The organism is Actinosynnema pretiosum, from assembly GCF_024171695.1.
GTDB classification, from domain to species: domain Bacteria; phylum Actinomycetota; class Actinomycetes; order Mycobacteriales; family Pseudonocardiaceae; genus Actinosynnema; species Actinosynnema pretiosum.
In genome coordinates this window covers 88419-102182 of the sequence record NZ_JAMTCF010000009.1, presented here as the reverse complement: position 1 = coordinate 102182, position 13764 = coordinate 88419, and the positions used below count along the sequence as shown (strand labels likewise).

Genomic DNA, 13764 nt, shown 5'->3' with positions numbered 1-13764 from the left:
GAGCGGCCCCCGGACCTGTGTGGTCCGGGGGCCGCCCCTGGGTTCAGCTAGTCGAGCGCTGTCACATGCCCTGCCTGCGCCTGCGCTTGCCGAGGAACAGCGTCCCCAGGCCCGCCAGGAGCAGTGCGAGGCCGCCGATCAGCACCGGTCGGATCTCCGAACCGGTCCACGCGAGCGGCATGTTGCCCATGCCGTTCGGGGGCATCGGGGGCATCGGCTGCTGCGTCGTGCCACCACCCGTGTTGGGGCCGCCCGTGGACGGGGTCTCCGTCGACAGGGCCGGGGTGGTCGCGCCGTCGTTGGCCGGGTTGTCGTCGCCCGTGCCGTCCGCCAGCGTCACCAGCGCGGTGGCGTTCGTGGTGGTGAACGCGCTGTTCGCGGTGGTGGTGATGGTGATCGGCAGCGACGAGCCGCCCGGCTGGATGACGTCCGGCGTGGTGCAGACGACCTGCTGGCCGTTCACCGCGCAGGTCCAGCCCGCGTCGGCCCGAGCGGCCCTGGCCATCGCCATGCCCTGCGCCTGCGGCGCTCCGCCGTCGACGCCGTTGATGGTCAGGCCCTGCGGGATGCTGATCGTCGCGATCGCGCCGTTGACCGGCACGGTCCCGGTGTTGACCACCTTGCTGGTGATCACGACCTGCGAGCCCACCTGCGGCGACGGGTTGTCCGCCGTGAGGGTGACGCCCAGGTCCGTGATCCGGTCGACGACACCGGCGTCGATGTTCATGTTCTGCATGACCTTGCCACCGGCCACCATGAACGCGATCGGCCCGCTGAGGCCGTTCGAGCGGTCGACCGCGGAGCTCTTGTCGGGAGCGCCCGCGTTCTGGGCGGTGAACGTGCGGCCGGTGGGCACGGTGAACTGGACGCGGTAGGTGCCCTCGTCGAGGTCGCCGAACACGTACTTGCCGCCTGCGTTCGTGGTGGTGCTGCTCTTCACCTCGCCCTGCTCGTCCAGCAGGTTGACCTTGACCCCGGCGATGCCGGGCTCACCGGCGTCCTGGACGCCGTTGCGGTTCAGGTCGTCCCACACGAAGTCGCCGATGGCGGCCTTCTGGACGCCGAAGTCGACGTTCGTGCCGCTGGTCGTGGTCGTGGTGACCTTGACCGTGGTGGGCGTGGTCGAGCCGTAGCCCATCGGCGGCGTGAGCATCAGGGAGTACTCGCCCGCGGGGACGTCCTTGAACTCGTAGGTGCCGTCGGTCGCCGTGGTGGTGCTGGCGAGCGGGGTGGTGCTGTCGCCCTTCATCAGGTCGACCTTGGCGCCGGAGATCCGGTTCGGCTCGTTGGTGTCGATCTTGCCGTCACCGTTCGCGTCGACCCAGACCGTGCCGGTGATGACGCCCGCGCGCTCGCCGAACAGGTAACCGGTGGCGTCGACACCGCCCGCGAGGACGATGCCCATGACCGCGTCGGGCGCGGTGACCGTGCCGCCCGAGGTGCCTGCGGTGTCCTTGCCGTCCGCGTACGCGGCGGGCTGGGTCTCCATCAGGTCGTACGTGCCGCCGACCAGGCCTGCGAAGGAGAACACGCCGGACGCGTCGGTGGTGGCGGTGAGGTTGACCGCGCAGGTCGGCGCGGCGTCGCCCGCCGAGACGGCCGGGTCGGCCATGGTGGTCATCTCGCCGTCGGTGGCGGCGGCGGTGGTGTCGGTCGGGTCGACCCGGCCACCGCCGGTGTCCGGATTGCCACCGGCGTCGACGCCGGTGTCGGGCACGCCGCCCGAGCCGGTGCCGGGGTCGGTGCCGGGGTCAGTGCCGGGGTCAGTGCCAGGATCCGTGGTACCGGGGTCCGTCGTGCCGGGGTCCGTACCGGGATCGGTGGTACCGGGGTCCGTCGTACCGGGGTCCGTCGTACCGGGGTCCGTGCCGGGGTCGGTGGTACCGGGGTCGGTGCCCGCGCCCGGCGTCGGGGTGCCCGCGCTGTTGTCGGTCTCGGTGTCGGTGCCGTCGGGCTCGCCGACCGCGCACCACTCCGAGTTGCCCTTCAACGTCAGGGTCACGCCCTGGATGCCCGGCTCACCGTCGTCGCGCACGCCGTCGTTGTCGCGGTCGTCGAAGACCACGCCGGAGAGCGAGCCGCGCTTCTCGCTGAAGCGGTACCCGGTGGCCTTCGCCTCAGAGGTGATCACCACGCCGGTGATCTCGTCGGTGGTGACGGCCGTGCCGCCCGCGCTGCCGGGGGTGGCCGAGCCCTGGCCGTAGCCGTCCGGCTGCGTCTCGGTCAGGTTGTACGTGCCGGGCCGCAGCGAGTTGAACGCGTACTTGCCGCCCGCCGTGGTGACCGCGGACTTGTTGACGGTCATCGCCATGTCGTCGGTGCCCATCAGCATGACCGTGACGCCCGCGATGCCCTCGCCCTTCTCGTTGACCACGTCACCGGCCAGCGAGGCGGGCGTCAGCTCGCCGAACAGGTAGCCGGTGGCCGCGGCGCCCGCGGAGAAGGTGATGCCGGTGATCTTGTCGGGCGCGGTGACCGTGCCGCCCTGGCTGCCCGCCTTGTTCTTGCCGGTGACGTACCCGGCGGGCTGCTTCTCGCTCAGCGTGTAGCCGGTGCCGCCGACGATGAACTCGATCTTGTACAGACCGGCGACGTCGGTGGTCGCCGTCAGGTTGACGGCCTTGCCCTGCGCGTCGGTGCCGGTCAGGGTCAGCTCGGTGCCCTGGATGCCCTTCTCGCCGGTGTCCTTGAGGCCGTTGTTGTTGACGTCCTCGTAGACGTAGCCCGAGAGCGAGCCGCGCTTCTCGGTGAACTGGTAGCCGGTGAGGATGTCGCCGGACGCGACCGGGATCAGGCCGATGGTGTCGGCGACGGAGGTGTCACCGCCGCCGGTGCCCGCGACGTCGGGGCCGTCGGCGTAGCCCGCGGGCTGCTCCTCGACCAGCTTGTAGGTGCCGGGGACGATGTCCTCGAAGACGAACTGGCCGAACTCGTCGGTCATCGTCATCTTGCCGATCGGGGCGCGCTCGTCGTTCTCCAGCGTGATCTTCACGTTGGCGATCGGGTTGCCCTTGTCGTTCAGGACCTCGCCGTAGATCGAGCCGAACTTGTACTCGCCGAACAGGTAGCCGGTCGCCTCGGCGCCCGCCGGGAACGAGATGTCGCTGATCGTGTCCGGCGGCGTGTAGTCACCGCCCAGGGTGCCCGCCTTGTCGACGCCGTTCTCGTAGCCGTCCGGCTGCGTCTCGGTCAGCGAGTAGGTGCCGCCGACGACGCCGGGGAAGGTGTAGAGGCCCTGGGAGTTGGTGGTGATGGTGGTGTTGACCGGGCGGGACATCGCGTCGGTGCCGGTCATCTTGATGGCGACGTTCGCGATGCCGGGCTCGGCCGCGTCCTTGTCGCCGTTGCCGTTCTTGTCCTCGTAGACGTAGCCCGCGAGCGAGCCGCGCTTCTCCTTGAACACGTAGCCGGTGCCCGCGTCGCCGGACTTCAGCACGATGTTGCTGAAGGTGTTCTCCGAGGAGTGCGTGCCACCGGTGGTGCCCGCCGTGTCGGTGTCCTGGGCGTAGCCGAGCGGCTGCTCCTCGGTGAGGGTGTAGGTGCCCGGTGCGAGGGTGAAGCTGAACGCGCCGCCCGCGTCGGTGGTCGCCTCCAGCGGACCTGCGCCGCCGGTCACCGTGAGCTTGACGCCCGCGATGCCCGTGTTCGCGTCGTCGACGACCTTGCCCGCGATCGACGTGCCCTTGTACTCGCCGAACTGGTAGTCGATGGCGGTGACGCGCGGGTCGAGCGAGATGTCGACGATCGAGTCGGGCGCGTCGCGCGTGCCGCCCGCCGAGCCGGGGGTGTCCTTGCCGTCGGTCCAGCCGGTGGGCTGGGCCTCGGACAGGTTGTAGGTGCCCTGGCGCAGCGCCGGGAAGCTGTACGCGCCGTTGACGTCGGTGGTGGTGTTCCAGGCGGGCGAGTTGCCGCCGTCGTCGGTGCCGGTCAGCGCGATCGCGACGCCCTGGATGCCCTTCTCACCGGTGTCCTTGACGCCGTTGTTGTTGCTGTCCTCGTAGACGAACCCGGCCAGGCTCGACGTGGGGATCACGGCGAACAGGTTGCCGGTGGAGGACTGGCCGCCGGGGAGCGCGACGGTGAACGTCTCGGTGTTCGCGGGCGCGGTGGCCGCGTTGCCGGGCGTGCGCTTGCCGGGGTCGTAGTCCGGCGTCGGGGCCTTGGTGACGGTGTAGTTGCCCGCCTTCAGGTTCGCGAAGGACCAGCCGCCGTCGGGCGCGGTGAACGTGTTCAGGCTGACCGGGGCGCCGCCGTTGGTCTCGGTGCCGGTCAGGGTGACGCCGACGTTCACCAGGTTGGTGTCGCCGCCGAGTGCGTCGAAGGCGCCGTTGTTGTCGCGGTCGGCGAAGATCCGGCCGGAGATGGCGCCCTCGGAGACGGCGCTGGCGTTGGCCGTGTTGTTGACCGGGTTGCCGCGCACGTCGGTCGCGGTGACGTTCGCGGTGTTCTGGTCACCGGCGATCGGCGCGGTGGCCGAGCAGGTGGAGATCAGCTGCGCGCCCGCCGCGAGGGTCGCCTGGTTCTTGGCGCAGGAGGTGACCTTCGGGTCGGTGATCGCGACGTTCGTCAGCGCCGTGTTGCCGGTGTTCGTGGCGGTGACGGTGAAGTTGATCGTGTCGCCCGCCGCGTAGACCGGCTTGTCGGCGGTCTTGGTCAGCGACAGGCCGACGGTGTTCACGGTCGCCGTGATCGTCTTGGAGTCGCTGACCGGCTCCAGGAAGGCGTTGGTTCCCACCGCCTGGATGATGTTGTTGAAGTTCTCGGTCCCCGCCGTGACGGTGCACGAGTACGAGAGCGTGGGGGTGGTGCTGTCCAGCGTGGCCGTGGGGGGCCTGTTGCAGTTCCCGAACGCCTGATCGGTGTTGCCGACCCCGACGTTCGTGAGCGTCTGGTTGTCCGAGGTGCCCACCACGACGTTGTAGGTGACCGTGTCGCCCTGGTAGTAGGGCCCGCTCGTGGTCGGCGTCGCGGTGATGTAGATGCCGGGGGTCGGCACGGACATCGCGAGGCTGGAGAGCACGAACGTGTCGCTGCCGCTGCCGAGGACGACGGGGCCGCTCTTGTCGCCCACCGCGACGTTGGTCGGCACCGCGACCTTGGCGTCGACGCTGAAGTTGTTCACGACCGACGGCGTGACCTGGTTGGTCGACGTGGACGCGAAGAAGTTCGTCGAGTTGTTGAGCCTGGGCTCGGTGAGCGCGGTGGCCTTGTAGGACAGCGCGTCGGAGGTCAGGTTCTGGTGGCCGCCGAAGGCCGTGACGCCGAGTCGGCTGCCGGTCGTCTTGCTGGCCCCGTCGATGGTCTCCAGCGAGGTCGTGTAGTTGCCCTCGGAGGCGTGCTGCTTGACGTAGCCGTTCTTGATCTGGATGGAGCGCTTGATCGCGCCACCGGTCGGGCTGGGGACGACGTAGACGGCGGTCAGCGACCAGCCCGCGTGGCAGCCGTAGCCCTGGGGGGTCCAGATGTTGCCGATGGTCAGGTTGACGTCGGAGCCGGTGACGGCCGGGCCGAGCAGGCTCTTGACGTCGGTCCACGCCACGTACTGCTGGGCCTCGTTGACGACCAGGGTCGCGGCGTCGTCGGCGACGTAGGAGTCGGGGCCGATGGTCAGCGGGGCTCCCGCGCCGATGGCCATCGAGATCTGGGCCGTGCCGGGGTTGCCGGGCGGGAACGTGCTCGCCGAGCTGGTGTAGCCGGTCGCGCAGCCCCGGTTGCCGTTGGCGTCCGTGGCGTTGCGGAAGACACCGGTGTTGCCGCCCCAGTGGAGCCGGGCGTAGTCGATGGTCGCGCCCGCCGGAATGTTGACCTTGGCGATCGAGGAGTTGTACGTGGCGACGTTGCCACCGCCGTCGGCGTCCACGTACTTCATGTAGTGGGCCTCGCGGCCGTTGTTGCCGGTGGCCGTGCCGCCCTGGGCGGTCACGCAGTCCGTGAAGGACAGGCTGCTGAGCGAGGCCGGGTCGGCCCCCGTCGGGCAGGTCATGTTGCCGTTGCCCGTCTGGACGAAGTCTCCGTAGACGGACTTTTCGTACACGGGGGCGAAGTTTGCGACGACGGTCGCTTCGGCGACCCCCGTCGCGACCAGCGTGCCTCCCAGCGCTAGGCCAGTGGAAATCATGGCCGCGGTGAGGCGGCGCGCCATCCCTATCTCGGGCATCGGCACAACTCCGTGATCGAGGACCGGAATCCGGCGGATGTGAACTGAGGGTGAACCCCGCAGCACTGTCCGTCGCCCGGAGGAGCGGTGCACGGTCAAGGGCGGAAGTTAACCGGTCCGAGCGATCAGGCGGCGGACAAACACCAACTCGATGGGGGGAACGGCGGTTGGCACCCCCACCAGCCGTGTTACTAGTGGATCGCGTATCGCTGACCACCCACGACGGTATTGGGATTCCCCGTGCACCCACGTGAGACGACCCACCGACGTCCGGCGCTGACCGCGATGGTCGGTGTCCTGTGCGCCATCGCGGCATCATCCAACGCGGCGCTGCCCGACCCTGGGCCTGCCGCCGCGGGCGCGACGTCGCCGCCCGCGGAGCGGAGCGTCCGGCCGATGGCGGTGGAGGACTCCGACGGCCTGACACCGGCGGCGACGCCCGAGGCCGCGCGGCAGGGCCCCGAGGCCGACCGCGCGGCCGGGGCTGAACCGGCGCCGCCCGCGACCACCGGGGCCAAGGGCATCCCGGTGAACGTGCTGGAGGCGTACCGGAAGGCCGAGCAGGCGCTCGCCGGGTCGTGCAACCTGCGCTGGTACCACCTGGCCGGGATCGGGAAGATCGAGTCGGGGCACGCGCGCGGCGGGCGGGCCGACCCGAGCGGGGAGACCGCGCCGCAGATCCTCGGGCCGGTGCTGGACGGCGGGGAGTTCGCCGCGATCCGGGACACCGACGGCGGTCGGCACGACGGGGACCGGTCCTGGGACCGCGCGGTCGGGCCGATGCAGTTCATCCCGTCGACGTGGCAGCGCTACGCGGCGGACGGCAACGGCGACGGGGTGTCCAGCCCGCACAACATCCACGACTCGGCGGTCGCGGCCGGGAAGTACCTGTGCTCGGGCGGGATGGACCTGTCGAAGCAGAGCGACCTGGACGCGGCGGTGTTCCGGTACAACCACTCGCGGACCTACGTGGTGGCGGTGGAGACCTGGATGCGGGCCTACTCGGACGGCGCGGTGGAGGTGCCCGCGCTGCCGCCGGGCGCGGACGAGGACGAGGGCGACGACGGTGGGAAGCCGGAAAGCGCCGGGGCGTCAGGGGAGTCCTCGGCGCCGGAGTCGTCGGCGCCCGACTCGGCGGCTCCGGAGTCGGCCTCCGGGTCAGTGGCTCCCGAGTCCGCCGCGCCGGACTCCTCGGCGCCGGACTCCGCCGCGCCGGGCTCGGCGGAGAACCCCCCGGCCGACCCGGCCGCGCCCCAGTCCCCCGCGACCGGCCAGGGGGACCCCGGCTCGGCGGCCCCGGACTCGGCGGTCCCCGGCTCGCAGGCGCCGCAGGGCGCGAACCCGCAGGACCCGGCGCTCCAGGGCGGTCAGGCGACGAACTCCGCGCCGCAGCCCGCGAACGCGCCGCCCGTCGAGAGCAAGCGCCCCGCCGCGCCGGAACCGCCGCAGGTGGACCGGTGCCTGGTGCTGGTGCAGGAGCACGCGCAGGCCGCGCGGCCGGTCGCGCCGACCGCCGACGAGGTGCGCCTCGCCGGGTGCACCGCCGAGCAGGTCGCGGCGATCGAACACCTGTTCGAGATGTCCACACCTGTGGACAAGCCTGTGGAGAAGTCCGCGCGCGAGTAGCGGACCGCCCCCGGACGCGCGGATGCCCCCTCCCGAGGATTCCGGGAGGGGGCATCCGCTTTTCGGCGTCCCACCGCCTGCGGCGGGGTCGGGCCGCCCGTGCTCGCGCATCGGGAAGCCGAACCCCGCGCGGACCTCGCTCGTCGTCACCCCCTGTGACGCCGGGCGGCGCTGCCGCACCACCCGAGCCCGACGATCGAAGTCCTCTGTGGACGGTGGAACCCCTCGTTCTCACCGGCGCGGCGCGGTGATCGCCGCACGGTCAGGCGACGCCCGCGAGGGCGCCTGCGGCGACCACCGCGCCGGTCTCGACGAACGGGGAGCGGGCCGGGGGCCCCGGCGCGTGGGGCCCGAACCCGTGCGCTCACCCAGGTCAGTTCGCCGGGGGAGGGACGACCTAGGTCATCCGGTCGTCCGGTAGTTCGAGCAGCTCTTCCAGCACCGCGGTCGCCGGTCCCCGCCTGCGCCAGGAGAACCTGCTGGGGAACAGCACGTTCGACTCGTCGGCGGGCATCCGGATCGCGACCGCGTTGTCCTCGTCGTGCAGCCGGACCACGTCGATCACGGTGTGGTGGGCCCGAACGCCGACGACAGCAGCCAGTTCACCCCTCGCGTCGCGCGGGTGCAGGAACTGGAACCCCCGCGCGATCAACTGGCGTAACTGCCCGGCTGTTCGACACCCCTGGTCAGCCGAGGAGGTCATCGAACTCGCCGTCCTTCGCCCCTGCGACGAAGGCGGCGACCTCCTCCCTGGTGTAGACCAGGGCCGGACCGTCGGGGAAGCGCGAGTTGCGCACGGCGATCCCCCCGTCCACCAGGTCGGCGAGCTCCACGCAGTTGCCCAGCGCGCCGCTGCGTGCGCTCTTCCGCCACACCACCCCCTGCAGCGACGCCGCCGACATGCCGTTGTGGACCTTGCCCGCCATTGCCCCACCCCATTCGGTCCGAAGCTCCGCAGACGGTGCATCTGCACGTGCATCTGAGCCGTGCACGGACGCTAGCAGCGGCGTGGACACCCGTAAATGCACGTGCATATGCAGCGGCGGAATCTCCCTCTAATGGCGGAAACCCCTATCCGGGAGTCACAGCGAGGCGCGCGCCTTGGCCAGCACCTGCCTGCTGCGATCGGGCGTCTCCGCATCGACGGTGAGCCGGTCGAACACCCGTCCGTAGATCTCCAGCTCCTCGGGTTTGTCCAGGTAGAGCGCGCCCGCGAGGTGCTCGACGTAGACGATGTCCGGCAGGTCCGGCTCCCCGAACCGGAGCATCGTGAACGGCCCTTCGGCGGCATAACCGCTGAGCGGGAATGGGACTATTTGGAGGGTGACGAGCGGCTGCTTGGTCACTTCCAGGAGGTGGTCCAACTGGTCCACCAGCACCTGCCTGCCGCCGATGGGCCGGTGCAGCACCGACTCGTCGATCACCACCCACAGCCGGGGCGCGCCGGGCCTGGCGAGCACCTTCTGGCGGCGCATCCGCAGCGTCACCCGGCGCTGCACCTCCGGGCCCGCGAGCTCCGGCCTGCCGTGGCTGGCGATGGCGCGCGCGTAGTCCTCGGTCTGGAGCAGGCCGGGCACGAAGTGCGTCTCGTAGCTGAGGATGCGGGTCGCCGCCTCCTCCAGCCCGACGTAGTCCTGGAACCAGTCGGGCATCAGATCGGTGTAGCGGTGCCACCACCCCGGCTCGTTGGACCTGCGGACCATCGCCAGGAACTTCTGCCGCGCGTCCTCGTCGACCATCCCGTACATGGTCAGCAGGTCGGAGACGTCGCGCTCCTTCAACCCGACCCGGCCCAGCTCCAAGCGGCTGATCTTCGAGTCGGAACCCCTGATCTGGTAGCCGGCCTGGGCTCGGGTGATCTCCGCGGCCTCGCGCAGCCTGCGCAGCTGGGCGCCGAGCACGATCCTCAGCGCGGTGGGGCCGCTGTCCCGCTCGCCGCTGGGGAGCCGGGGCTCACCGGTGGCCATCGCCGATCCTCCCCGCTCGCCGGAGCGCGCACCCGATCGGCGGTAGCGCCGCGGTGGCCCGACATCGCATCGTCACTGAACGTACACCCACGTCCGTCCAACCCCTCCCGACAGCGGTCCCCGCGCAGCGCGGGCCCATACCCTTCGATGATCGTCTGTGCTGAGGTGCACGAGCAGTTCTACTCCCGGACCACCCTGCGAGGTAGCCATGCCCGCTCTGTCGCCGGACGCCCCCGCCCCGGTCTACATCGACACGACCAAGGCGAGCATCGCCAGGGTCTACGACGCGTTCCTCAACGGCAAGGACAACTACGAGATCGACCGCGAGGTGCTGCGCCGGGTGCAGCAGGTGACGCCGGAGGCGGCGACGCTGGCGGTGGACAACCGGGGGTTCCTGATCAGGGCGACCAGGTTCCTGGCCAGCCAGACCGGGATCACGCAGTACCTGGACTGCGGTTCGGGGCTGCCGACGGCGGAGAACACCCACCAGGTCGTGCAGCGGCTCCAGCCCGAGGCGCGGGTGGTGTACGTGGACAACGACCCGGTGGTGCTGGCGCACGGGCGGGCGCTGCTGGAGGAGAACGACCAGACGCACTTCTCGGCGGCGGACATCTTCGACCCCGAGGCGATCCTGGACGACCCGGTGGTGCGGGCGCACATCGACTTCAGCAAGCCGGTGGCGCTGCTGCAACTGGGGACGATGCACCACTACAACGGGACTTCGCCGTCCGCCAAGGAGATCATGGCGAAGTACGTGGACGCGCTGCCGTCCGGCTCGTTCGTGGCGCTGAGCCACTTCCTCGACCCGGAGACCGAGGAGCTGGGCCGGTTGTCGCGGCGGATGGAGCAGGCGTTCCTGCACAGCCCCATGGGCAGCGGGAAGTTCATCAAGCGCTCGGAGCTGCTGGAGCTGTTCGACGGGCTGGAGCTGGTCGAGCCCGGACTGGTGATCTGCGCCGACTGGTGGCCGGACGGGCCTCAGCTCAAGGAGCTGGCCCCGGTGTCGCACTGCATCGCGGGTGCGGTCGGCTGGAAGCGGTGACGCCGGGCCGCTCGGGGCGGCCGTTGGGGCGCAACGGTTCCGGGGCGCGCGAGGCTCCCGTTGGCGGCGGTCTTCCCGCTGCGCCAACGGGAGTCGGGGGAACGTCCGATCAGGACGAAGCTTCGACGGTCGCGGGCGGCTCGTGGAACAGGTCCTCGTAGCTCGGCTCGGCGGAGGCGGGCACGGGGAAGTGCGCGTCGTGCGACTCAAGGTGGCTGAACAGCTGTTCCGTGCTCAACGGGGGATCTCCGTCCATGACGACTCGGGACGCGCTGAGGATAGGCAGATCAGGCGCTGGCGAAACCGATTTTCCGCCACGATTCCCCGAGTCCGGTCATGGCGATCATAGAGCGCCGGGTTCGGACGGGTGGGGGGAACCGCCGATTCCCGGCGCGGATCGGTTGCGGGACAAGGGTTCGGCGTGGTCAGCGCGGGGCGCGGCCGAGCAGGTAGCGGGTCGCGTAGGCGCGCCACGGGCGCCACGCGCGCGAGCGGTCCGCCAGCGCGGCGGCGGTGACCGGCAGGCCGACCTCGCCAGCGGCTGCGCGCAGGGCGGGGTCGTCGGGGCAGAAGCCGTCCGGGTCGCCGAGCGAGCGGGTGAGGACGGCGTCCAGCACGCGCTCGCCCGCGCAGCGCAGCGCCGACCGCGCCTCGGCCCGGTCCGCGCCCGCGCCGAGGTCGACGCCGCCGACCAGCACGGTGAGCAGGGCGGTGAGGGGGGCGCGCGCCTGCGGCGGGAGCAGGGCGGGGTCGAGCTCCAGGAGCGCGCGCGGGGTGGGGAACAGGTGGGTCAGGCCGCCCGCCGGGTCGTGCACGGCCTCGCCCGCCTCCTGCACCACCCGGTGCGCCCAGCCCGTGCTCGCGGTCGTGCTCGCGGTCGCGGTCGTGCCTTCGCCGAGCAGGGCGCGCACCGCGCACTCCGCGCCGTCCACCACGCCGGGGACCCTGGTGCCGGGCGCGGCGTCGACCAGCGGGCGCAGGACGGGGTCGGCGCGGAGCGCGGCGTCGACCTCGGCGGGGTCGGCGTCCAGGTCCAGCGCGCGGCGGCAGCGGGAGATGGCGACCGGGAGGTCGCGCGAGTCGGTCAGGGCCAGGTCGCACTCCACGTGGTCCGCGCGCGGGCGCAGCGACACCACGCCGTGGCCGTGCGGCAGGCGCAGCGTCCTGCGGTAGGCGCCGTCGCGCCACTCCTCCACGCCGGGGATCGCGTTCGCCACCAGCGGGCCGAACAGCGACGGGGCGTGCAGCGGCCCCTGGAACGGCAGCCGCACGGTGACCGCGCCTGGTTCGCCGCCGGGCGCGCGCCGACCGCCGCGCAGATCCGTGGGCGAGCGGCCGAACAGCTCGCGCACCGTCTCGTTGAACGCCCGCACGCTGGCGAAACCGGCCGCCACCGCGATCTCGGTCATGGGAAGGGCGGTGGTCTCGACCAGGAGCTTGGCGGTGCGGGCCCGGCGGGCGCGCGCGATGGCCAGCGGCCCGGAGCCCAGCTCGGCCAGCAGGCGGCGCTCGACCTGGCGGACGCTGTAGCCGAGGCGGGTGGCGAGGCCGGGGACGCCCTCGCGGTCGACCACGCCGTCGACGATCATCCGCAGGGCCCTGGCCACCGGGTCGGCCCTGGGGCCCCAGGTGGGGTCGGTTTGGGGCGGGGTGGCAGGTGGGGTGGCGGTGGCGCGGGGGTGGGCGGGGAGCGGGTGGGCGGTGATGGGGTGGGCGGTGATGGGGTGGGCGGTGAGAGGGCGGGCGGTGGTGGGAACGGGGCCGCCGGCAGGAGCGGGCGCGGTGGCAGGAGCGGGCGCGGTGGCAGGAGCGGGAGTGCCCGCAGGGGGGCGGCCACCGGCAGAGGGGGTGACATCGGCGGAAGGGCGACCACCAGCGGGGACGCGGTGTCCGACAGGCGCGCCACCGGCGGGGGCGCGGCCGTTGGCGGGTGCGCGTCCGGCGACAGGGGCTCGGCCACCGGCAGGTGCGTGGCCGGCGGGGACACGGCCACCGGCAGGCGCGCCACCGGCAGGAGCACGGCCATCGATGGGAGCGCGGCCGGCAGGAGCCCGGCCACCTGCTGGCGCACCACCACCAGCGGGCACGTGATCGCCGCCGGGAGCGCGACCAGCGGTGTGGGTGCGGCCGGTTGCAGGGGCGCGGCCATCCGCACAGGCGTGCCCAGCGGCGGGAGCGTGACCAGCGGCGGGAGCGTGACCAGCGGCGGGAGCCCGGTCATCCGCAGGTTTGCGGCCATCGGCAGGAGCGGTGTGGGGCGTCGTGGCACGGCCATCGACAGGAGCTGCGTGAGGCGTCGTGGCGCGGCCATCGACGGGAGCGGCACCGGTCGTCGTGGCGCGGGCGGGTGTCGGGGGTTGCGCGTCGGGTGGCGTGCGCTCCTGCGGGGCGCTCGCGCGGCCCTGCGCGGTCGTCCTCGGTGGCGTGGTCCGCCGTCCCGGCACTCCCGGTTCCGCCCTCAGCACCTCGGCCCCCTCCCCCGCGCCCTGCGTCCCGGCGCCCGTTCCCGCCCGTTCGACCCACGCCCGTTCGACCCTCGCCCGCTCGACCCGACCCCGCGCGGCCCCGGTTCGGTGGGGGCGCCCAGTGGTTCCCGCGACCGCGCGGAGTGGTCGTCCGCCGGTTCGCCGCGGGTGCGGAACCGGGGTGTCCGGTCGTTTGCCCCGCCGTTCGGGACCGGTGCGGTCGGGGGTGTGGAAGGCGCCCCGCAATGGGTGCGGGGGTGTGGTCCGGTGAAGTGCCGACCGCGGTTAGCCAGGTGGTCTGGTGACATCGACCGGTTGTGCTCCACTGCGTCCTCTTGCACGGCCTCGGGCACCGCTCGGCGGGCTCGGAACCGGGTGCCCGAACTCTGGCGGAAAAACGACATCGAACAAAGCGGTCGCGGCTTGGGCACGCCGTTGTGCGCAAACCGCGGACCCGCTCCGGAACGTTGTTCCGGCGTTGCGCTCCGACCCCCGCTCGCGCGGGGT

General features: G+C 72.1%; 8 protein-coding genes. 2 read left to right on the top strand and 6 right to left on the bottom strand.

Annotated features, from left to right (window positions below):
- Positions 1-61: 61 nt before the first annotated feature.
- Positions 62-6034: an SdrD B-like domain-containing protein gene (locus LV78_RS19650; protein WP_253846729.1), complete on the bottom strand. Its 5973-nt coding sequence runs from the start codon at positions 6032-6034 to the stop codon at positions 62-64.
- Positions 6035-6397: 363 nt separating this feature from the next.
- Here LV78_RS19650 and LV78_RS19645 point away from each other — a divergent pair, with 363 nt between their 5' ends.
- Positions 6398-7783, top strand: coding sequence for a lytic murein transglycosylase (locus tag LV78_RS19645; protein WP_253846728.1), 1386 nt, complete (start codon positions 6398-6400; stop codon positions 7781-7783).
- 397 nt (positions 7784-8180) lie between these two features.
- Here LV78_RS19645 and LV78_RS19640 read toward each other — a convergent pair whose 3' ends face one another.
- From LV78_RS19640 to LV78_RS19630, 3 genes are all read right to left on the bottom strand, one after another.
- Positions 8181-8486, bottom strand: a complete 306-nt coding sequence (locus LV78_RS19640) for a hypothetical protein (RefSeq protein ID WP_253846727.1) — start codon at positions 8484-8486, stop codon at positions 8181-8183.
- On the bottom strand, positions 8470-8709 hold the full coding sequence (locus LV78_RS19635) for a DUF397 domain-containing protein (protein ID WP_253846726.1): 240 nt from the start codon (positions 8707-8709) through the stop codon (positions 8470-8472). The genes LV78_RS19640 and LV78_RS19635 overlap by 17 nt, the downstream gene beginning before the upstream one ends.
- A gap of 156 nt (positions 8710-8865) precedes the next feature.
- Positions 8866-9750 (bottom strand): Sco1979 family transcriptional regulator, encoded by an 885-nt coding sequence (locus LV78_RS19630; RefSeq protein WP_253846725.1) that lies wholly within the window; start codon positions 9748-9750, stop codon positions 8866-8868.
- Positions 9751-9958: 208 nt separating this feature from the next.
- On the opposite strand from LV78_RS19630, the gene LV78_RS19625 reads away from it, so the two are divergent.
- Entirely contained in the window at positions 9959-10792 is an 834-nt protein-coding gene (locus LV78_RS19625; protein WP_253846724.1) for an SAM-dependent methyltransferase, read from the top strand.
- Positions 10793-10901: 109 nt separating this feature from the next.
- Here the strand turns inward: LV78_RS19625 and LV78_RS40860 are convergent, their stop codons facing one another.
- Together LV78_RS40860 and LV78_RS19620 are read right to left on the bottom strand one after the other, a co-directional pair.
- Complete coding sequence (locus LV78_RS40860) at positions 10902-11030, bottom strand: hypothetical protein (RefSeq protein WP_301306896.1); 129 nt, start codon at positions 11028-11030, stop codon at positions 10902-10904.
- Between the two features lie 187 nt (positions 11031-11217).
- Positions 11218-12399: a DNA-3-methyladenine glycosylase 2 gene (locus LV78_RS19620; RefSeq protein WP_253846723.1), complete on the bottom strand. Its 1182-nt coding sequence runs from the start codon at positions 12397-12399 to the stop codon at positions 11218-11220.
- Positions 12400-13764 lie beyond the last annotated feature (1365 nt).

Coding starts and splice junctions, on each gene's coding strand:
- LV78_RS19640 (WP_253846727.1), bottom strand. CDS start 8,486: ATGACCTCCTCGGCTGACCAGGGGTGTCGAACAGCCGGGCAGTTACGC.
- LV78_RS19625 (WP_253846724.1), top strand. CDS start 9,959: ATGCCCGCTCTGTCGCCGGACGCCCCCGCCCCGGTCTACATCGACACG.
- LV78_RS19635 (WP_253846726.1), bottom strand. CDS start 8,709: ATGGCGGGCAAGGTCCACAACGGCATGTCGGCGGCGTCGCTGCAGGGG.
- LV78_RS19630 (WP_253846725.1), bottom strand. CDS start 9,750: ATGGCCACCGGTGAGCCCCGGCTCCCCAGCGGCGAGCGGGACAGCGGC.